Raw genomic sequence first — 19,236 nt, forward strand, 5'->3', positions numbered from 1 at the left:
ATTATTCTATAGTTTACAAGTATTCTGTAAACAAAGCGAGTATTTTTAGGAAGTTGGAGGAAAAATTATGAAATCGATCGTGAAAGAAGTGTGTTTAGAAAATGCTACGTTCGTCCAGAAGGCGATTGCGTACAAAGCAGACCGCATTGAATTATGCGATCACCTTCATATAGGAGGCACTACAGTTTCAACAGATATTTGCGAAAATGTTGTTCGCATGTGTAAGGGGACTGGTGTTGAGGTAATGGCAATGGTTCGACCACGAGGAGGAGATTTTGTCTATAGTGAAGCAGACGTGCATGAAATGGCTCAAACCATTAAGACCTTCACTGAAGTAGGAGTAGATGGAGTTGTGCTCGGTTGCTTAACAAAAAACAATAAGCTAGACCTTCCACATTTGCAGACATTCTTATCAAACATCGATCCTAGGAAGGTCACATTTCATATGGCTTTTGATGCTATCAAGGATCCCTTCAATGCCATTGACCAGTTAAGTTCGCTACACGTTAAACGCATCCTTACTCACGGTCCTCATCAAGCGATTGACGATAACATCCCCCGCCTAAAAGCATATAACGAGTACGCAGCAGGTCGTATTATTATCATGCCAGGTGGTGGTATCACAACAAAAAATGTAGCCAGCCTTGCTAAGATTACTGGAACTACGGAGCTCCACGGTACGCGCATTTTATGGTAAGACTACTGTTTAAAGAGCTCTTGCTGATACGCATATACGACTGCTTGTGTCCGGTCAGCCACATCTAATTTTGATAAAATATGCGACACATGGGTTTTAACCGTTTTTATTGTAATAAAGAGCGCTTCGGCAATTTGTTGATTGGTCTTGCCTTCGCTCATCAATTTCAAAATTTCTTTTTCGCGATTTGTAAGGGTGTGGTGCAACGGTTCATCGGTTTGAAACGCTGAGATCATTTGCGTTTGAACTTTTTCATCAAGGACGGACATGCCTTGAGCCGTTTTCCTGATCGCATCAGCAATTTGCATGGCGGTTGATGTTTTTAATACATAGCTCTTTGCGCCCGCTTCTAAAGCTGGTCGTAACTTTTCATTATCAAGAAAGCTCGTTACGATAATGACTTTCGCATCTCTCCATTGCGATAGAATCTCTCTTGTCGCTTCAATGCCATTCATTCCATCCATCACCAAATCCATTAATATGATATCCGGCTTTAATGAGAGCGCTTTGCTGACTCCGTCCTTGCCATTACTTGCTTCTCCCACAACCGTAAGATCGTCTTGCGTAGATAAAAACGCTGATACCCCTAACCGCACCGTTTCATGATCATCTACAAGCAATACTGAAATCACGCATGTTGCCCCCTTTCTATAACCGGTACTCTGACTTCAATACTCGTCCCCTGACCTTCAACACTAATCATTTTTAGTGTTCCGCCAATCTCTTCCGCTCGCTCCTCCATACTATGTAATCCATAGCCATAGGGAGAGGTACTTTGATTAAATCCTTTGCCATCATCGGTAATTTTTAATAACCCAAAGTCATCAAAGCGTTCATAAAACACACTGATTTCGTTTGCTTCTGCATGCCGCAACGCATTCGCAATGGCTTCTTGGGTAATACGAAACAGCTGATCTTCCACTCCTGGTTTTAATGATAACGAACTAATACGAACCGAGAAATCAATTTGGTGTTTTTCTGCTAAATCAGCAACTAATTGTTCGACCCCTTCTTTAAACGTTTGGTTTTCTAATTGAATCGGTCGTAGTTGTAAAAGGAGCGCGCGCATGTCGTTTTGCGCATCGTTGACTACTTTTTCAATGCTTTCGCATCGTTTTTGCAATTCGCTTGCCTCAACATTTTTCTGATTCACTGCTGCTGATAACAGCATGGAAGCAGCATATAATTGTTGTGAAACCGAATCATGAAGCTCTCTTGCAATGCGATGTCGTTCTTTAAATACAAGTTCATTTTTTAATTTCGTTTCATTTTCGGTCCACTGCTCCAAGACTCGTTGAGAACGTTCGGCTTGATTTCGCACCCTTGTTTCTAGTTCCTGAATCAGCACTTTCGTTTGCTTGAAATCATTTGACACTTGCCCTAACTGTTGCTTACTTTCCTTTGTATTGCCGCTGACGATGTGTTTAAGTGACACATGCAGCGCTCGAACATCTTTTTTCCAGATCATCGATAAAGTCAGATGCACAACGATTGCAACAATGAAGAAAAATGTCAAAAGCCATACAAAAATAGGGATGTGATACGTTAGGGTATTTCGAATAAAAAGCTGCTCCCAATCAAACCACCCATTTGTTTGAAAGTAGAATAATACGGTACCTATTAAAAAGATCGGAAGAAAGAAAACAATGAGTCCAGCTGTACGAATTGTCTTCATCGGTACATCACCTCAATATCTCCAGCTACAAGGGATGTATAAATACGAAGCCGACGAGGTGCATCCTCGTAAGAGTCATTTTTAATTTTTACGTTTTGATTAAAGCCAATTTTATGCTTTCCGAGTAGATCGGACTGGCCAAATAAAGATGCATGCTCAACAGATACACCAGCATCATACGGCACATATAGCTTTACCCTACCGATAAAACCGCGAATGACAACGACTGTATCTCCTTTTGGAAGAACAGTCTTTTCAAAGTGAATTTCTGTCGTACCAATTCCAGTGTGAATATTAATATCATCACTTCGAAAACCTTCATGATCAATCTGTTGATCACCTAATAAGATATTTTTAACAAAAGGTATTCGTCTATCAATTGGAGCATCTTCATTTATTTTAACTTCCCGTTTATTCGGCTTACTCGCTTTTTCCCAAAATAAATACAGCATATAAAACATTCCACCGAACAGGATCAGTAGGAAGAAAGACGAAGAAAGAAGCGTCAAAATAAAAATACCGAGACCACCATAAAACAGAAACTTCCCTTTTTGCCTGCTCATTCGTTTTAATCCGTAATAAATCATTGCCGCAGAACCAACTAATAAGATGAATGGCCCTACTTTAATTAATAATTCAAGTGCTGTCGCAGCCAGTAGGGCAAAGAAGATATATGCGACAATATCTGTTCGATTTCGTTTCATCCTTTGCCCTCCTCCGCTCTTTAATCACCGCTTAGTATACTACAAAGCGTTATGCCTTCTCATGTTTTTCAGCAAGTTTTTCGATTTCTTTATCAAAATCAAGGATTGGACGTGATTCTGTATCTCCTTCATCCTTTTCTTCTTGCTCATGCAAATCGCCGTTTTCTTCTACATAGTACGTCCATTTTGACGCATTCTCTTCCGCTTTCGATTCCTCAGCTCGGGCAAAATCGGTTAACTTCATTCGCTCCATCTTTTTCTTTAAGAAATAAAGCGCTCTGCCTTTTTCCTCTAGCTTATTAACACGCTCTCTCTGTTCATCATAAGATTCTTTGTATTCACGCGCTAGTTCTCCATATCCATTCATTTCTACGGTTGCTCTTTCCATCAATTCAGTTGCGTGCGCTTGCTCAGCTACCTCATGTTGTTCCTTTCGTTTCGCTAACATTTTTTCAGCGTCTTGCCATTCATTATAAAAATACTGTTCCAGCTCTTGCTGTTTTTTAACGGTCTCTTTCCACATTTTCATTTGCTTATCGAGATGCTTTGTTTCATGACTGCGCTTGTCATCAGTCACTGGCTTCTTCTTACTTTTCTCAAGCACCGCTTCTATATCCGCCGAAACTTGATCTTTTATTTGTTGTAAAATAGACATCGTTCTCCTCCTATACGCTATTCCTTAAAATTTGTCATACGAATAATCTTTTGTTTCTTTCCATTTGTCATAAAGCTTTATTAATAAATAAAGCGCAATAACCCCAATAATTCCTGGTAAGCTTCCAATCCCTAGCAAGACGCCAATAATGAGAACAATCCACCATAAAATTTTCATGATAATCGTTTCACTTAGTGTCGCTTGTCTCCAGCCTAAATACGCAAGCCCCGCTCCAGCGAGAAGTCCAAGCATCGCCCCTAAAGACGATAGCAAGACAATCGATAGAGCTACCGCACCAAGAATGATCCAGCCTTTTGTTGTCATGTCTTCACCTCCTGTCGATTTGTTCTTTCTAGCTTACGATGTGAACAACTCTTTCGAAACGAGCTGAAGCATGATTTGCGTCTACGACTCTAGACCGATATCTATCTGTAACTGTTAACGGCAATGAAAAAAGGACTGGTACTTAACAGCACCAATCCTCCTAAGAACATTTCATTAAAAGATCACACCAACAAGCAGCCAACCAGCAAGAACCAGAATTATTGAGCCTCCAAGTCCCGCAAAAAGTAACCGAGATCCAACTTCTTTAAACGAATGAAATTTCACTTTCATCCCTAAGCCAGCCATCGCCATTGCTAATAGGAAATAAGCCAAGTCAATTAAGATTGAAACAAGACTTTCTGGCAAGAGGCTGAACGTTTGGATTAGACTCATCGCCAAGAAACCCACTATAAAATATGGGATCGGTAGTGTTTTTAAAGATACAGATGGTCGACCCGCATTCTTTTTATGCTCGTACACAAACAAGAGAATGAACACAACCGATATCAGAAGCATCACACGGAGCATTTTAATAATAATCGCATGATTTTCGGCCTCTTCCCCACCAATTGATGATGCCGCCACCACATGAGCGATTTCATGCAACGTTCCACCTGCAAATATGCCGTATGTTTCAGGATTCGGTTGTATAAGCGGAAACAACCCTGTATAAATCAATGTGAAGAACGTTCCTACTAAAGCAATTGTCGCGATGGCTAACGCAACAACACGATCTTTCGCTTGCACAACAGGCGCTACAGCTGCTATTGCGGCAGCCCCACAAATAGCCGTACCACTTGCAATAAGAAGCGACAATGTATGGTCAATCTTTAATTTTCGACTAATGAAATAAACAGAAAAGAATGCAACAATCGTTAACGTACCAGCATAAAGAAACCCATTCCACCCTAGCGCTTGGATATCAACCAAATTTAAGCGCAGTCCTAATAAAACAATTCCGAGTCGTAAAAATATTTTAGTTGAACATGTAATCCCCTTATCCAATCCTTTATCAAGATTCGTCCAATTCCCAATTAACATTCCAAGTAACATCGCAATGATTAGGGGCCCCACAAGCGTAAAGCCCGGCAATCTGCCCAGCCCTACAGCAATGAGAGCTAAAAAAGCCGTTAGGCCAATTCCCATTAACATATGTTTATTCATGGTGTTCACTCCTCACCGATTAATCATAAGGAGAAAATCGCTATTTGTGAAATGAATAAGTATAATAACATTTATTAAAACTTTTAATAAAAAGGCGATGATTCATAGTGAATATAGACGAAATCGAAACATTTATTACGCTTGTACAGGAAAAAAACTTTACAAAAACTGCTGAAAAACGAGCCCTCTCTCAACCGACTGTTAGCGTGCAAATAAAAAACTTGGAGAAGCAGTTTCAGACACAATTTATTCGAAGAACAACGCGGCAAATTATATTAACACCAGATGGTCAATTTTTTTATGAGGAAGCCTTGAAAATACAGAATATTTATCGGCATATTCATGAAAGCTTGTATGCCCGCAACCATGAGGCCTCTGGCTTACTTAAAATTGGTGCGAGCTTTACTATTGGCGAGTATTTGTTACCAAAAATGATCGCAGCATTGAAACGATCGTATCCAAACCTAACCTTTGATGTCATGATCGCCAATACTGATGCGGTTCTTCATGCAGTCCAACACTTTGATGTTGATATAGGACTTGTCGAAGGTTCCGTCCATGCAAAGAATATCGATCAAACTCCATTTAAAGACGATCGCTTAGTTGTCGTTTGTTCGGATCAAGATGTTCAACACTTTAACACGATTGATGATCTCCAAAACCAAGCATGGATCATTCGCGAAGAGGGTTCCGGAACAAGGCAATCGTTTGAGGAATTGGTTGAAGCTTACCAACTAACGGTCCAGTCTACAATGGTCATTAGTTCGACTCAAGGAATGAAGGAAGGCGTTAAAAACGGCTTAGGCTTAGCGTTACTATCTGAAGCTGCTGTACAAGAAGAACTACGGCACGGGTCTCTTCATGTATTAACTCACCTCCATATTAGCAACGCGCGGAAATTCACCTTTATCCTACGTAAAGGGGTTCCACTGACAAAAAACACCACACTGTTTATCAATCACGCTTTACAACAATTTTAAGTCCTGTATCCTACACGCTTCTATGTCCGCATATGACCTAATCTAGCAAAAACGAGCGTTTGTCCCCTTTCTATTGCCTATGCATCATAGGGTTTGCTACATACAGTATTAACATAGCAAAGCGAAGGGAGGCGACACGTGATGGGTTACGGTTACGGAGGAAGCTACTCTGATTACTCTTATTCAAATGGTTGTGACTGTTCAAGTTTCTTCAAACATATCGCTCGCGGAGAATACGTTAAAGTTATTCTTAAAGGCGGCGGTAAAGTTTCAGGAGAGTTTGTAGACGTTCGTGGAAATGTTGTAAATCTAGCAAACGTTGATTGTGATGATAAATGTAAGAAAGCGAGAATCGTTACGATTTGTTGTGATGATATCGCAGCTGTTGAAGTTTAAGAAATGAATAGGATCACATGGTAAAAACAAAAACTATTTTTTAAAATCGAGAGGAGTAATATTAATGGGTTACGGAAGAAATTCTTATGGCTATGACTCTTGTGGTTGTGGCAATTACGGTTCAAACAATTACGGGTCTGGTGACTGTGGTTGTGACACGTTCTTCAAAAATATCGCTCGTGGTGAGCACGTGAAAGTATTCTTAAAAGGTGGAGACTGTGTATCTGGTAGCTTCGTAAGTGTTGAAGGAAACACAGTAGAATTAGCAAATGCTGATTGTAATTCTTATAACGAGTGCAAATGTGATAAGAAAAAAGTTCGTATCATCACAATTTGTTGTGACGATATCGTTGCAGTAGAAGTTTAAGAGATTTTAGCTCAGGTGTAGATGCACCTGGGCTTTCTCTTTTTTTAAACATTTTTTGGAACAATTTTGAACTTCACACGTATATATTGGGTAGGACGACTTAGAAAGGAGCTTGTTTATGAATCCCCGACTCGTCATTACGACTCAAAATGCTTTTATCGATCAACCGTTACAAATCTCGGTTTATGATTGTAGCTCTCACCAAAAGATGACGATTGAAGTGAAAACATCTGATGATACGGAAGCTGTATTCACAGCAAGTGCTACATACGAAGCGAACCAAGATGGAAATATCCACCTTGCACATCATGCACCTGTATCTGGGTCCTATCAAGGTGTTGACCCTGAAGGCTTAATTTGGTCAATGGATCGAAAAGATAAGAAATTTGGTGATTACTTTAACAAAAGCACCTCACACCCACTCACCTATGAATTTACATTAAAAGACAACAAGAACGTCACTCTCGATCTCGTTCAAGTACATAGAAAATTTTATGATGAAACCGTTAAACGTGTGCAAGTCCATGAGCCTGACGTAGTAGGGACGCTTTTTTACCCAGATACCGACCACACATTTCCTGGCGTTCTTTTATTAGGTGGATCAGATGGAGGCGTTAATGAACATGCAGCGGCTCTTCTTGCAAGCAAGGGATACTCGGTTCTATCGCTCGCCTATTTTGGAGCTGAGGGTGTGGCAAAAGATCTAGAAAATGTGCCGCTAGAATACTTTGAGCATGCAACAAACTGGCTTAAAACCCATTCGTCAGTAGACGAAACCGTTTCACTTATCGGTTATTCTCGAGGTGGCGAACTCGCCCTTCTGCTCGCATCTACTTACAATTGTTTTCAAGCGGTTATTGCAGGCGCACCTAGCGCGTACGTGACGTCAGGCTTGCGTAATACGATTTACGCGCCTATCCCTGCATGGACGCTGGGCAATAAACCGATTCCTTATTTGAAATTTGCATATACAACGAAACATTTCTTCCGAATGGGAACAAGTATCCTAACAAGAAAACCCTTTTCATTTTTACCGATTTGGGCCCTTTCACAAAGGAAAGCAAACAATTTGGACGACGTTCGCATTCCTGTTAAACACATTCATGCTCCCTTGTTAACGATTGCTGGTGAAAAAGATGAATGTTGGCCAGCGGCGGACTATGCCAGAATTGTTCAGCATGAACTCCACGATAAATGTACAGACAATGAACATCTTTATTATGAAGAAGGCGGTCATTTCCTTGCCTTTCCGTACGGCATTCCAGGTATGCCAACATCTACATATATGCATGTTGGTGGTGGCATGGTGATGGACTTTGGTGGTACAAAAAAAGGAAATGCCGATGCCGCTAGAGAAACGTGGCAGCATGTGCAAGATTTTCTATACAAACATACGAAGAAGACCAGCTTGCTTTATTCATAAGCACTGGTCTTTTTCTTTAACGAGCTTAGTCTTTTTTATTACCTGGCGGACGCTTTCCGTGGGCGCACCGTGAGCCACTCGCAGCGCTTCGCGCTACATTGTCTCACATGGCACGCTTTTCCCACAGGAGTCGCCGCCAGTTAAATGCTCAAAATTATATGTTCCCACTAGACATGATGATCAATATATTGTTTTACGTATGCTTTAATAACTAATTCGCTCTTCGTTTTCAAGACAATTTTAAATTATGGAAGTAAATCATTTCTCAAAAATTGCGGTGACGCCTTCGGAAGAAGAAGCGAAAAAAGACTAGCAGTAAGCAAATTGCGAAGGCTTTTCCGATTCTCATAGCAAGCTTCCGAAATTTTTTTGAAATTGCCCGATGCTTCAAATAAATTAAGCAAATCTCTAGATAATCGACTTTTCCGCTACTAAGTAAGACTTCATTTTATCCAGTATCTGTAGGACGTGTTGATTTTTTTCTAAATAAGTATCGAAATAAAGATAAGAGTACCATTGACGATAATCAAACTGATACCTCTTTGCGATTTCTTGGATCACAGCGTTCAACGTTGTCACCACCTCTATTTATCCTATCAAAAAAAGAGATCAAGGGTCATCATTTACCCTTGATCTCTCACTTCTTTTTTATGCTTGTGCACGTTCAGCTGCATCAACCGTATGCTTTAACAACATCGAAATCGTGACAGGACCTACGCCGCCTGGAACCGGCGTAATCGCAGACGCATTCGCTGCACATCCCTCATAATCACAGTCACCAATGTTCCCTTTATTATAACCGGCGTCAAGAACAACAGCACCTGGCTTAATCCAGTCACCTTTAATAAATTCTGGTCGACCAACAGCAGCAACGACAATATCTGCTTGCTTCACATGGGTTTCTAAATCATTTGTACGAGAATGACAAATCGTAACGGTGGCATTTCGATTAAGAAGCATCATGGAAACTGGCTTTCCGAGAATAGGACTTCTTCCAACAACCACAGCGTGTTTGCCTTCAATCGGTAAATCATAATGATCGAGCATCGCCATAATCGCTGCAGGTGTGCACGACGGATATTGTGCAAAGTTGAATGCATTTTGCGCAAAACCTAAAGTTGTAACTCCATCCACATCTTTTTCGATTGCTATTGCATCAAATGCGGCGCGCTCATCAATTTGATCCGGAACGGGATGTTGCAGCAAAATACCGTGAACGGAATCATCTTCGTTTAATTGTTGGATTGTCGCAAGCAACTCTTCCGTTGTGGTTTCTGTCGGCATTTCAATCTTTTTGGATTCCATACCAAGCTTGCGACACGCATTTCCTTTCATGCGCACGTAAGTTGCAGAAGAAGGGTCCTCTCCAACTAAAATCGTTGCAAGTGAAGGCGTAATTCCTTTGTTATTGAGTTCTTCGACTCGTTTTGCAAGGTCTTGTTTAATTTGATTTGATACTTCTACTCCATCTAACAGTAAGGGCGTATTCATTCAAACCATCCTTTCCTTATTTGAACGTGAAAAGGGTACATTTCTACCCTCTGCCCAGGCGCACGGCAAGTACGCTCTATGCTCCCTCGTGGTCATCCACATTGCGCCAGTCACATAGAGTCTTTACGTTTTTGTTTATTTTAGCACACACTTCCGAAAAAAAATAGAAAAAACCATTCTAAATACGAACAAAAATACAGTCTATTAATCTATTTGTACGTGATTTCTGAATTTTTTTGTCGTTCTCACAAAAAAATGCTAAAATTTTCAGTAAATCAATCAATAAAAGGAGATTACAGATGTTTCAATCAACGCGCTTGCGACTTAGGAAAATGGAAACCACCGATACACCTACTTATCACCAATGGCGAAATGACGTAGACGTTATGGCTTCAACAAGTCTTACACTCGACCTCTATACATATGAAGAAACACAGGCATTTGTCGAAAACGTCATGCGTTCCGATACGCACTCCAAATCGTACATCATTGAACAAATGGGCGATTGTGTTGCCATCGGGGTAACGGCATTAATTGGAATCGATACGAAAAACCGGAATGCTGAATGCATTCTAGATATTGGTGAGAAGAGTTATTGGGGCAAGGGATATGGGACTGAAGCGCTCTCGATTCTCCTGTCGTATGCTTTCTTAGAATTAAACTTACATCGAGTATCGTTACGTGTCTTTTCCACAAACGAAAGAGCCATCACGTTTATGAAAAGGTAGGCTTTGTTCAAGAAGGTCGGAGTAAAGAAGCGATTTTCCGAAATGGCGAATGGATCGACATTATTCATATGGGCTTACTACAATCCCACTACCTTAACGAATCATGACTACTATCAGACATGCGAAAGACGAATCATCCTCAATTAGATCATTCGTCTCTTCGTGATGCCACTTTATAGAAACGTTTCAACAAGCAGTCCGATCCCTGCTAACAAAAGCAACACATACGTCACGTTGCGAAACAACACTTGGTTCATTCGTTTAAACAACAGTTGGCCAACAACCAGCCCGATCACCACTACTGGCAGCGCCATGCCAACAAGTCCCCATACATCTCCGCTAATACCGAGCGTCACCCACTGTAATCCAAAACTAATTGGATAAATAATCAAGAAAAACGCCAGTGTCGTTGCACGAGTTTGTTCTTTCGTCATCTTCACGCCGGCAAAATAAGCGAGTAAAGGAGGCCCAGGCATCCCGATACTTGCGGTTAACGTACCAGAAAGACCGCCTATCCCAACATCTCGACCATTTGTTTGCCGCATAGTAAATGGCAGAATCAGAAGAATTGTCACCAAAATTAACAGGATACCTACACTTGCTTTCACAACCGTTTCACTGACGAGTTGGAGAAGTAAGACACCTAAAGGCGCCCCAATGATACTCCCCATTACAAGTCTTTTAACAAGAGGAATGTACACATCTTGACGAATTTGAATAAACAAAAATAACGAGATCACAATGGATACGAGTAAATTCACTTGTATCGCCACATCTGGCACAAATAAAAATAATAAAAACGGTGTTGCCACAATGGAGAAACCAAAGCCCGTTGCCGCTTGAAGAATAGATGCAAAAAATACGATTAAAAGAAATAAAAAACTAACCACGCCTATGCGCCTCCATCCCTTAACCCTCCTACTTTAACACGATTTTCACGTAAGCCAAAACATCTAGGCGAATGCCCTGCTTTTGAAATTCTTTGAAGAAACTACAAACCATTTAGGGTACACCTGCATACCTTGATATAGAGAAACGCAGGAAGGGGGCATGCCAAGTGTCATACGCAGGCGGTGGTTACGGAGCTGGAGCTGGTGGCGGATTTGCATTAGTAGTAGTACTATTCATTTTGCTTATCATCATCGGAGCTTCTTATGTAGGTGGCGGCGGATACTGCTAATTCGCCTTTCTAAACGAGTAAGAAAAAGATGACCTTTCGGGGTCATTTTTTTTCGTGCATTAACAGGATTTTTTAAAATCACCAAGAAAAGAATCTTATAAACAATTGACAATATTAGGGGGACCTCCATCTGTTAACAACTGAGAACATCTCATTACTTGGGAGACGAGCCCATTTTATGTCTGACATTCATGGCGATCTCGATTTACTTAAAAAATTGTTAGTCAAAATGAATGTTCGCGAACAGGATATACTGATGATGAATGGCGACTTATGCGAGAAAGGCCCAAATAGCCTAGGCGTCATTCGCTATGTCATGGATCTTTGTCATCAACAGAGTGTTTATATAACGCTCGGAAATAACGACGCCATTATGCTTCACCTACTACATGAAAATGAAAAACTCATGCCCTATTTACAAAGACAGCCATTTTCTCTTATTCATGAAATGCTCGCTGAAAAACAGCAACGTCTAGAAAATTTTTCATCTATTAAAGAAGTATCTCTTTTTTGTAAACAGCATTTCTTAACAGAACTTAATTGGTTAAACAATCTCCCGCACGCCTATGAATCCGAACAATTTATTATCATTCACGCGGGAATCGAAAAACGAGCAGATTGGCGACAAACAACATTGATGAACGCATATGCCCTGCCGTCTTTTTACACAGAAGGTCACTTGGAGCACAAAATGGTTGTGGTTGGTCATTGGCCGACGAATAATTATTTACGCGATGAGGGTAGCCACCACAATCCAATTATTGACCACAAACAGCGCATTCTGTCACTTGATGGTGGACTGCACATTAAACAATATGGACAGCTAAACGGCGTTACACTTGAAAATGGGATCTTTCACACAACGTATGTGGATCACCTCACTCGCGTTAAGCAAATTATTCGACCTTATGCAAATAACACAGATCTTGGAACCATCAGCTGGCCTCATTATGCTGTAGAGAAAAAAGAAGAGCGGACGCATTTCACCTTGTGTTCCCACAGAATTCACGAGACAACTTACTGGATAAAAAATGAGTATTTAGTTTTTGAAGACGAAACTTGGCAATGTAAAGGCGACGTTAGTGCTACGTTTTTAACCGTCAGAGAAGGAGAGACGGTCTATATGTTGGATGACCAGTGCAGCGGCTATGACCTTGTTAAAAAAGATGGCTATATTGGCTGGATTCCGAAAGCATGTACATAAAAAAGAAGATGTGATTTAAAACCAATCACATCTTCTCAAGGTAAATACCCTCATCGTACTTCCATTCCAAGTAAAACACATCGCGGTAATGATCAATTCGTTGTTCGTACAGCTGCTTGTCTAACCAATTCTCATCAAGACCCGCTTTTTTTATGTTCTCCCAATCAACAATCCCGTCGTTAATGAAGGTGACTGGTAGATGAACGGGATTTTCCGTCATCTTAAAATCTTCAAACGTAGGCTGATCGTATTTCTGTTTCTTTAAAACACTAATTTGTCCATCGGTTTCCAAAACTGCATACGCTACCTCTCGCACTGAAAAAGCGTCTTTCTGCCTTAATAAGTGCTGCAACTGATTCATATCAAGCTTATTCCGTTTCATTTCGTTACGGTTTAAATGTCCATTTTGAATAATAATCGATGGATTTCCCTCAAAAAACTTCCTTGTTTTACGAAAACGTTGGGTTGCCCACTCAATAATATAAAGTAAAAGTCCCCAGATTAAGACAGAAAACAGGATCGTGCCTATTTTTATTTCATCATCATAGATCGCATTTCCTACAAGTTCCCCTAAAATTAAGGCTGAAATAAAATCAAACGGCGTAATTTGCGCAAATGATGTTTTACCCATTAATTTTGTTAAAATTAATAATGCAAATAACCCCACCGTTAATTCTAATGTTGTTTGAAGCAAATTCTCCACAACAAAACCTCCTCACATAACCACTCCTATCCAGCATGGACAAAACCATTTCACTTTAGACAAGTACACCGTTTTTCACGTTTTCTTTACACAACTGTAACCTTATTGATACGGAAAAACGGGTATGGAATGGAGTGAAATTCAAGGGGGAAACAACATGACAATAGAATCCATCATCATTGGGGTAATTTTGATCACCATACAACTATTTGCGTTAACAATCATTCGCGGAACACCGATTGCAGAAAGGAAAATTCTCTCTCTATCAGGTGGCGTTGCGATTGCTTATGTATTTGTCTACATCTTACCGACTATGCACGAAGAACAAGACCAACTAGGTGGCGACCTTGCCTTAGATTCAGAGCTTTATTTTCTTGGTTTATTAGGCTTAATTGTTTATTACAGTGTCTATAAATTTGCCAAGGCCGATCGTGCAAAATCAATGAATGCCGATGCATCCTATTTTGTGCAAGTCGCGTTTTTTGCGATTTATACGTTTATGATCTCTTATATTGTCTTTGCATCCGACGTAAAAACAGTCGAAGCCCTTTTTTACGGGGTGGCAGTAGGGCTTCACTTTATCGGAATTTCCTACCATATTGGACGTGATAATGAGCGTGTACACCGTCGCTACGGCCGTTATATCCTTGCCACTACTACACTTATCGGTGCTGCAGCTGGAACATTTGGCCCTTCAACTGGACTATTCGTTGATTCTCTCATTGCTTTTAGTTCGGGAGCCATGATTTTCAACGTCATAAGTAAAGAACTTCCAGAAGAAGACTACGCCCACTTGCCAACCTTCTTAATTGCTTCTCTCGTTTATGCCATTTCGTTACTAACGTTAAAGGCAATCTTTAATTGGTAAAAAGAATGAGCTTGCTTATTTAGTTTTGAGCAAGCTCCTTTCATTTGTCTAAAAAACTTTACGTAGATAACTTCACAACAATCAGAAAAAATAATCAATTGATTGGTACAATCATGTCATAGAAAAGGAGTGTGCATGATGACCAATTTAATGAGAGAAAAAATGGCTAAGCCGCCATTACAAGCCCCATCCCTCCCTTGGTGGAAATCTTGGGGTCCAGGAGCGATCGTCGCTGCATGTATTATTGGCCCTGGAACTGTCACCACCGTATCTGTCGCTGGTGCACAATTTGGCTTTGGTCTTGCTTGGATTCTTGTTTTAGCGTGCCTGGTTGGCTATTTTATTCAACGACCGGTTATGAACTGGACGGCCGCGACAGGAACGAGTGTATTGGAAGGCATTCGCGATGAAATTGGAGCAATCTGGTCAAAATTAATTTTCTTCGGTTTATGGCTAGGAGCGCTCGCTTTCCAAGCTGGAAACTTTATCGGGGCTTCCATGGCCATGAACCTTATTTTCCCTGCTGTCCCCATGATTGTTTGGGTATCCTTGCTTTCCTTATCAGCAATGAGTATCGCATGGTTTGGTGTATACAAATTGCTCGAAAACATTAATCGTGTTGTGATGGTCATGCTCGTCCTCACTTTCTGTTTAACAGCACTTGCCGCCTTACCACGTTCTCAAGGAATTATGAGTCAAGCCCTTACGTTCTCCATTCCCGAAGGCGATCTACTTATTGTCTTGGCACTTGTCGCCACCATTCTCGTACCGAACACGCTCGTAGCACTATCTGGTTTTATGAAAAACAAATACCAAGACTCCACCTATACGCAGGAACAAATCCGCAAGCGCTCATTCAACGACTTGAAAATGAACTTTGCTTTACTCGCCCTTATTTCAATTGCAATCTTACTTTCAGCTGCTACAGCCTTTTATGGAACAGGACAAACCATTTCAAGCGCTGGGGATATGGCTGTTCAGTTAACCCCCATTCTCGGCTCATTCGCCACCATCTTCTTTGCTGTTGGCTTATGGACAGCAGGGTTTTCTTCAGGTTTGTTTAATCTGACCGTACAACCGATGTTATTCGGACATGCGTTTAAACAATCAGAAAAGCCAAATGCACCAATCAACCGCACAATTTTGATCGTTACAAGCATCATCCCTGTTGTACTCGTTTGGACCTTTGGTGGTTCTCCCGTCGAGCTCATTATTTCAGCGCAAGCAATTAACGGCTTACTCTTACCAGTACTCACCATTGTCCTGTTTGTTTTAACAAATAAAAAAGATCGGATGGGGCGGTTTAAAAACACATTAACTAGCAACATCATTAATCTAGCAATCATTGGACTCGTAACCATTCTAGCGATTCGAGTATTTTTGAGCTTCTTTTAATTGAGTTCCTATGTATAAAGCAGGAGAAAATCTTTAATCTGCTGTTCAAACTTGCTGACATCCTCTAATGTAAGTTCATGTGTAGCGTTATAGCACTGCTGAGCGCCAATGGGTGTCAGTTCAACATTTAGCCGATAACCATCTTCTTTTGGCTCAATAAATAAAGTGAATGCTCCATAATCATCTTTGTCCGTAAAAGTACGTTTCCATCAACTTTGATGCCAGAATTATGCCGTCAAACCTGATCGTTCGTTATATAAATCAATTGGCTCCACTTCCGAACCAATCAGCTTTGCGTTCCAATTCGTCCCCACTAAAAGCCCATCTTCATCCAAACCATACAGCCAATCTTTTTTAAAGTCTGTTAACGTAAGGGGTGAGGGCTTAAAATGAGACCATTCTTCCACTGCGCATCGTCTTGCATACGCTTCATCGGACCAAAACAACATCACTGGCGTGTCTTCATAGTGATTTGATTCACAAACACACCAACCATTTTCGTCCTCTAACCCCCAAATGACCTCTTTTTCCAATACTCTTTTTACAAACTGTTCATGCCGCCGCTTTGCGTGAATGGTTAGATCGATATCCATCATAATCTTCACTCCAATTCTATTTTTCACTTTTCAAAATAATAACATACCCTGTCATTAATCGTACAAAAACCCGCACTCACATGCGGGCTTGTCGTTAACCATTATGCAACACGTTTTCGGCTGAAAAAAACTTTCCATGTTTATACGTAATTTAACAAGTGTATTTTCTTCAAGATAGTAAATCGGAAATAAGGAGACAATTGCAACTAAGGCGATTGGCCGATATTCGATAAATGGCAGAAAAGGTAACAACCATCCACGAATTTGTTCACTTAAAATGATAAGTAACCAAGTAAACCCTAACGGAAGAAACAAAAGTCCGGAATTTAGGCAAATCGCCCTTTTTGCGGACTTTTATTAACTGTAACTGGCCACTATAACTCTCTTTTAAAATGTAATCTAGAGACCTTAGAAAAATCTTTAAGATTCATTTTTAGCGATACCTTATACTAAATCATATAGTGATTGACCATGAGGCTATTATGCATAATATTCTACCTCATCAATTACGACTTTCTGTGCTTCAATTGCTAACAGCATCTCTGAAAATTGAATATAGAAATTTGCACTCGAATTAAAGTCGTCAATTGCTAGCGATATGTCTTTAAATCCGCCTTTTTGATAAGCAATTTCTACAACAAACCATATATAATTTTTTTGGTCAATCTCTTCAAACCTTCTTTCCCAGTATCCTGAATTGTAGTATAAAGCACCTATTTGTTTGAACAGTACTTCATGATCGGAATAACTATTCTCATCCTCAAATCGCCTAAAGACTAACTTTAGTTCTTTACAAAAAGGATTTAAATTAAAATCAATTATATTTGATCCTTCTTCAAAATAATCTATCCAACCTTGTAACTCTTTCAAGAAAAACCACCTACCTTATTCGTTTATTCACATTTCTATATGAATTCCATCTTAACTTAATATGAGTAGCCGCAGGGTCAGATGAAAACCTCCCCTTTGCATCCATTGAAGATTTTCCGGTCCTACTCATCCTATAATAAGGTTTTGTTCTCTGGCCTGAATTTTCACCCATAAAGCGTACAGTGTGTTTCTTTGTTGTTACTGTCCACCCTTTTCCACTCCTTGCTCTTTTAATAGTTCCTTTGTTAGCTTTTGCTACTTTTTTTGCATTCCAATAAGTCTTAGAGAGTTTGCCTGCTTTATACAAACCCTTTCCAGCTTTTAAGAATCCACCACCTACAGCACCAAGCGCAGCCCCGCCAGCTGTTGCGCCTACTAGTTTCCAGCCTCTAGCACCTTTCGCTCTTGCTGCTTTATAAGAGGCAACACCTCCAAATCCAGCACCAGCTATTGCCCAAACATAATGCCCGTCCGGATCAACTAACATCACCGGATTATTATTCGCATACGTATAGCCATTTTGCGTGATAATATCGTCTTCATCACCTGGGTCAGGATCTAGGGATAAGAACACGCCGTGCTTTGGCTCGTAGTAGCGGGCCATGAGGTAGTACATGCCGGTTTCTTGATAACGTTCAGTTAATTTTCTCTATTAAAGAAACAAAAGCCCGCACGTTCATGCGGACTTTGTAACTTCATATCGCTTGTTAATGAGACAACTTTAGCGCCAGCCACGTTCGTTTGAGAACGTCTCGTCATCCTTTGACGGAACATAATCCTATTTGGCCCCTGTCTTTTCTTCAAACACTTTCGCTGCTAGTGTCAACAACTCTTCGAATTCATCATCCTTCGGCATTGCCTCTGGATGTTTTACAACATGTTCATAAAAATCTTTGCCCTTTTCTAGGAAGATTTTAAGGGACATTTATCTAAGAATGGCTGTCTGTTAACAACATATACGACCTTAATGAGCTAATAGACGTCTTATTGTCAAATTAGTGTCATCTATAATTTTTTTCTAAGGTTGACCTAAAACAAGGTGGTACAGTTTGATTGCGAAATACAACAGATATCAGATCAAATATTTCTTCTCCTAAAGGAAGCCAGTCTTTTCCGTGTTTTTCCTTGAGATGATGATTATTTATAGCCAGTACCCCTAGTTCATGTTCTCTTTCTACATAAATTACCCATTCCAATGATTCAGGATAGATTACTGCTTTATTTACTACAATCATTAGAGAGTCATTGGTCTTACCAATGTCTTCTATTAATATTTCTTCAAATTTAACTCCTGAAATTGAGGTAGGTAATTTAGCCATAAAGTAAAATCCATATTTTTCAAAAGTTTCATCGACGTAATCCCAGTCATCCACCATTGAAATATAAATAGTATTATCCCTAGATACTTCTGAAAGTCTTTTAATAGAGTTCCAACCGTCTTCTGATAGAACCCATTCAAATTCATTAAAAAGATACAACGAAGTTTCTAATTTTAGTATTTGATTTGGAAATTCTTCTCTTACATCTAAAAAGGTTGTAATCCTTTTTTTTTGTTTTTCAAATACTGTTTTATCATTTATGAAATATTCCTTCAATTAAAGTTTAACTCCCTTCGTTACTTCTATTTTAATCTAATTTTCATAGAAGCTTTGCGGCTTCCCTTAGAAAAGAACTCTGCTGTCGGTCCTTTTGTTGATTTTGAGAAACCTCTAATTGTATACCTACTTCCTCCCTTAGTCATAGAAATAACACCTTTGTTGTGTATAGATTTTTTGTAGCCATTTCTTCTTAGATTTTTTTCGAAATTCCTTCTAGA

The 19,236-nt window shown here is 40.0% G+C and carries 23 protein-coding genes, 2 pseudogenes and 1 riboswitch; of the genes and pseudogenes, 10 read left to right on the plus strand and 15 right to left on the minus strand.

Annotated features, from left to right (window positions below; translation table 11 throughout):
* The first annotated feature begins 67 nt into the window (after positions 1 to 67).
* Complete coding sequence (locus ACE1TH_RS09820) at positions 68 to 697, plus strand: copper homeostasis protein CutC (protein ID WP_375078860.1); 630 nt, start codon at positions 68 to 70, stop codon at positions 695 to 697.
* 2 nt (positions 698 to 699) lie between these two features.
* On the opposite strand, the gene ACE1TH_RS09825 is transcribed toward ACE1TH_RS09820, so the two are convergent.
* From ACE1TH_RS09825 to ACE1TH_RS09850, 6 genes are all read right to left on the minus strand, one after another.
* Positions 700 to 1,329 carry a response regulator gene (locus ACE1TH_RS09825; protein WP_099302266.1) on the minus strand — a complete coding sequence of 210 codons (630 nt, stop codon included), beginning with the start codon at positions 1,327 to 1,329 and terminating at the stop codon, positions 700 to 702.
* Positions 1,326 to 2,372, minus strand: a complete 1,047-nt coding sequence (locus tag ACE1TH_RS09830) for a sensor histidine kinase (RefSeq protein ID WP_375078861.1) — start codon at positions 2,370 to 2,372, stop codon at positions 1,326 to 1,328. The genes ACE1TH_RS09825 and ACE1TH_RS09830 overlap by 4 nt, the downstream gene beginning before the upstream one ends.
* On the minus strand, positions 2,369 to 3,076 hold the full coding sequence (gene liaF / locus ACE1TH_RS09835) for a cell wall-active antibiotics response protein LiaF (RefSeq protein ID WP_375078862.1): 708 nt from the start codon (positions 3,074 to 3,076) through the stop codon (positions 2,369 to 2,371). Before liaF ends, ACE1TH_RS09830 begins: the two co-directional genes overlap by 4 nt.
* Positions 3,077 to 3,125: 49 nt before the next feature.
* A complete protein-coding gene (locus ACE1TH_RS09840; RefSeq protein ID WP_375078863.1) occupies positions 3,126 to 3,731 on the minus strand; it encodes a hypothetical protein in 606 nt (201 codons plus the stop codon).
* A gap of 24 nt (positions 3,732 to 3,755) precedes the next feature.
* The gene (locus tag ACE1TH_RS09845) at positions 3,756 to 4,055 is read right to left on the minus strand and encodes a lmo0954 family membrane protein (RefSeq protein WP_099302270.1); all 300 of its coding nucleotides are present in this window, start codon (positions 4,053 to 4,055) and stop codon (positions 3,756 to 3,758) included.
* A gap of 174 nt (positions 4,056 to 4,229) precedes the next feature.
* Complete coding sequence (locus ACE1TH_RS09850) at positions 4,230 to 5,219, minus strand: YeiH family protein (protein ID WP_375078864.1); 990 nt, start codon at positions 5,217 to 5,219, stop codon at positions 4,230 to 4,232.
* 107 nt (positions 5,220 to 5,326) lie between these two features.
* Between ACE1TH_RS09850 and ACE1TH_RS09855 the strand changes: the two genes are divergently transcribed.
* The 4 genes from ACE1TH_RS09855 to ACE1TH_RS09870 all read left to right on the plus strand — a co-directional run bounded on the left by ACE1TH_RS09855 (position 5,327) and on the right by ACE1TH_RS09870 (position 8,385).
* Positions 5,327 to 6,199, plus strand: a complete 873-nt coding sequence (locus ACE1TH_RS09855; protein ID WP_375078865.1) for a LysR substrate-binding domain-containing protein — start codon at positions 5,327 to 5,329, stop codon at positions 6,197 to 6,199.
* Between the two features lie 141 nt (positions 6,200 to 6,340).
* The gene (locus ACE1TH_RS09860; RefSeq protein WP_099302273.1) at positions 6,341 to 6,595 is read left to right on the plus strand and encodes a hypothetical protein; all 255 of its coding nucleotides are present in this window, start codon (positions 6,341 to 6,343) and stop codon (positions 6,593 to 6,595) included.
* Between the two features lie 64 nt (positions 6,596 to 6,659).
* Positions 6,660 to 6,962, plus strand: coding sequence for a hypothetical protein (locus ACE1TH_RS09865; RefSeq protein WP_255224795.1), 303 nt, complete (start codon positions 6,660 to 6,662; stop codon positions 6,960 to 6,962).
* 118 nt (positions 6,963 to 7,080) lie between these two features.
* A complete protein-coding gene (locus ACE1TH_RS09870; RefSeq protein ID WP_375078866.1) occupies positions 7,081 to 8,385 on the plus strand; it encodes an acyl-CoA thioesterase/bile acid-CoA:amino acid N-acyltransferase family protein in 1,305 nt (434 codons plus the stop codon).
* Between the two features lie 408 nt (positions 8,386 to 8,793).
* Here the strand turns inward: ACE1TH_RS09870 and ACE1TH_RS09875 are convergent, their stop codons facing one another.
* Both ACE1TH_RS09875 and ACE1TH_RS09880 read right to left on the minus strand, forming a co-directional pair.
* Positions 8,794 to 8,955: a hypothetical protein gene (locus ACE1TH_RS09875; protein ID WP_255224794.1), complete on the minus strand. Its 162-nt coding sequence runs from the start codon at positions 8,953 to 8,955 to the stop codon at positions 8,794 to 8,796.
* Between the two features lie 78 nt (positions 8,956 to 9,033).
* Positions 9,034 to 9,876, minus strand: coding sequence for a bifunctional 5,10-methylenetetrahydrofolate dehydrogenase/5,10-methenyltetrahydrofolate cyclohydrolase (locus ACE1TH_RS09880; RefSeq protein ID WP_375078867.1), 843 nt, complete (start codon positions 9,874 to 9,876; stop codon positions 9,034 to 9,036).
* 45 nt (positions 9,877 to 9,921) lie between these two features.
* A riboswitch (ZMP/ZTP riboswitch) is annotated at positions 9,922 to 10,000 on the minus strand.
* Between the two features lie 175 nt (positions 10,001 to 10,175).
* Here ACE1TH_RS09880 and ACE1TH_RS09885 point away from each other — a divergent pair.
* Positions 10,176 to 10,711: pseudogene (locus ACE1TH_RS09885) on the plus strand (GNAT family N-acetyltransferase).
* Between the two features lie 66 nt (positions 10,712 to 10,777).
* Here ACE1TH_RS09885 and ACE1TH_RS09890 read toward each other — a convergent pair.
* Positions 10,778 to 11,494, minus strand: a complete 717-nt coding sequence (locus tag ACE1TH_RS09890; RefSeq protein WP_375078869.1) for a sulfite exporter TauE/SafE family protein — start codon at positions 11,492 to 11,494, stop codon at positions 10,778 to 10,780.
* A gap of 167 nt (positions 11,495 to 11,661) precedes the next feature.
* On the opposite strand from ACE1TH_RS09890, the gene ACE1TH_RS09895 reads away from it, so the two are divergent.
* On the plus strand, positions 11,662 to 11,784 hold the full coding sequence (locus ACE1TH_RS09895; RefSeq protein WP_141556782.1) for a YjcZ family sporulation protein: 123 nt from the start codon (positions 11,662 to 11,664) through the stop codon (positions 11,782 to 11,784).
* 178 nt (positions 11,785 to 11,962) lie between these two features.
* Positions 11,963 to 12,988, plus strand: coding sequence for a metallophosphoesterase (locus ACE1TH_RS09900; RefSeq protein WP_099302279.1), 1,026 nt, complete (start codon positions 11,963 to 11,965; stop codon positions 12,986 to 12,988).
* Between the two features lie 25 nt (positions 12,989 to 13,013).
* Here the strand turns inward: ACE1TH_RS09900 and ACE1TH_RS09905 are convergent, their stop codons facing one another.
* Entirely contained in the window at positions 13,014 to 13,691 is a 678-nt protein-coding gene (locus ACE1TH_RS09905) for a DUF421 domain-containing protein (RefSeq protein WP_099302280.1), read from the minus strand.
* 157 nt (positions 13,692 to 13,848) lie between these two features.
* Here ACE1TH_RS09905 and ACE1TH_RS09910 point away from each other — a divergent pair, with 157 nt between their 5' ends.
* Both ACE1TH_RS09910 and ACE1TH_RS09915 read left to right on the plus strand, forming a co-directional pair.
* Positions 13,849 to 14,559, plus strand: a complete 711-nt coding sequence (locus ACE1TH_RS09910; protein ID WP_099302281.1) for a hypothetical protein — start codon at positions 13,849 to 13,851, stop codon at positions 14,557 to 14,559.
* Positions 14,560 to 14,694: 135 nt separating this feature from the next.
* On the plus strand, positions 14,695 to 15,954 hold the full coding sequence (locus ACE1TH_RS09915; protein ID WP_375078870.1) for an Nramp family divalent metal transporter: 1,260 nt from the start codon (positions 14,695 to 14,697) through the stop codon (positions 15,952 to 15,954).
* A gap of 227 nt (positions 15,955 to 16,181) precedes the next feature.
* On the opposite strand, the gene ACE1TH_RS09920 is transcribed toward ACE1TH_RS09915, so the two are convergent.
* The 5 genes and pseudogenes from ACE1TH_RS09920 to ACE1TH_RS09940 all read right to left on the minus strand — a co-directional run bounded on the left by ACE1TH_RS09920 (position 16,182) and on the right by ACE1TH_RS09940 (position 19,015).
* Complete coding sequence (locus ACE1TH_RS09920) at positions 16,182 to 16,550, minus strand: DUF2750 domain-containing protein (protein WP_255301173.1); 369 nt, start codon at positions 16,548 to 16,550, stop codon at positions 16,182 to 16,184.
* A 480-nt stretch (positions 16,551 to 17,030) separates the two neighbouring features.
* Positions 17,031 to 17,420 carry a YxiG family protein gene (locus ACE1TH_RS09925; protein ID WP_099302283.1) on the minus strand — a complete coding sequence of 130 codons (390 nt, stop codon included), beginning with the start codon at positions 17,418 to 17,420 and terminating at the stop codon, positions 17,031 to 17,033.
* A 10-nt stretch (positions 17,421 to 17,430) separates the two neighbouring features.
* Positions 17,431 to 18,042, minus strand: a pseudogene (locus ACE1TH_RS09930) (RHS repeat-associated core domain-containing protein); the annotation flags it as partial.
* 156 nt (positions 18,043 to 18,198) lie between these two features.
* A complete protein-coding gene (locus ACE1TH_RS09935; RefSeq protein ID WP_375078871.1) occupies positions 18,199 to 18,345 on the minus strand; it encodes a DUF4240 domain-containing protein in 147 nt (48 codons plus the stop codon).
* Between the two features lie 76 nt (positions 18,346 to 18,421).
* Positions 18,422 to 19,015 carry a hypothetical protein gene (locus tag ACE1TH_RS09940; protein ID WP_099302285.1) on the minus strand — a complete coding sequence of 198 codons (594 nt, stop codon included), beginning with the start codon at positions 19,013 to 19,015 and terminating at the stop codon, positions 18,422 to 18,424.
* Positions 19,016 to 19,236: the final 221 nt, after the last annotated feature.

This window comes from Shouchella sp. JSM 1781072, assembly GCF_041949915.1.
Taxonomy (GTDB): domain Bacteria; phylum Bacillota; class Bacilli; order Bacillales; family Bacillaceae_D; genus Shouchella.

Coding starts and splice junctions, on each gene's coding strand:
- ACE1TH_RS09880 (WP_375078867.1), bottom strand. CDS start 9,876: ATGAATACGCCCTTACTGTTAGATGGAGTAGAAGTATCAAATCAAATT.
- ACE1TH_RS09865 (WP_255224795.1), top strand. CDS start 6,660: ATGGGTTACGGAAGAAATTCTTATGGCTATGACTCTTGTGGTTGTGGC.
- ACE1TH_RS09920 (WP_255301173.1), bottom strand. CDS start 16,550: ATGATGGATATCGATCTAACCATTCACGCAAAGCGGCGGCATGAACAG.
- ACE1TH_RS09900 (WP_099302279.1), top strand. CDS start 11,963: ATGTCTGACATTCATGGCGATCTCGATTTACTTAAAAAATTGTTAGTC.
- ACE1TH_RS09860 (WP_099302273.1), top strand. CDS start 6,341: ATGGGTTACGGTTACGGAGGAAGCTACTCTGATTACTCTTATTCAAAT.
- ACE1TH_RS09840 (WP_375078863.1), bottom strand. CDS start 3,731: ATGTCTATTTTACAACAAATAAAAGATCAAGTTTCGGCGGATATAGAA.
- ACE1TH_RS09935 (WP_375078871.1), bottom strand. CDS start 18,345: ATGTCCCTTAAAATCTTCCTAGAAAAGGGCAAAGATTTTTATGAACAT.
- liaF (WP_375078862.1), bottom strand. CDS start 3,076: ATGAAACGAAATCGAACAGATATTGTCGCATATATCTTCTTTGCCCTA.
- ACE1TH_RS09845 (WP_099302270.1), bottom strand. CDS start 4,055: ATGACAACAAAAGGCTGGATCATTCTTGGTGCGGTAGCTCTATCGATT.
- ACE1TH_RS09830 (WP_375078861.1), bottom strand. CDS start 2,372: ATGAAGACAATTCGTACAGCTGGACTCATTGTTTTCTTTCTTCCGATC.
- ACE1TH_RS09870 (WP_375078866.1), top strand. CDS start 7,081: ATGAATCCCCGACTCGTCATTACGACTCAAAATGCTTTTATCGATCAA.
- ACE1TH_RS09820 (WP_375078860.1), top strand. CDS start 68: ATGAAATCGATCGTGAAAGAAGTGTGTTTAGAAAATGCTACGTTCGTC.
- ACE1TH_RS09910 (WP_099302281.1), top strand. CDS start 13,849: ATGACAATAGAATCCATCATCATTGGGGTAATTTTGATCACCATACAA.
- ACE1TH_RS09915 (WP_375078870.1), top strand. CDS start 14,695: ATGATGACCAATTTAATGAGAGAAAAAATGGCTAAGCCGCCATTACAA.
- ACE1TH_RS09850 (WP_375078864.1), bottom strand. CDS start 5,219: ATGAATAAACATATGTTAATGGGAATTGGCCTAACGGCTTTTTTAGCT.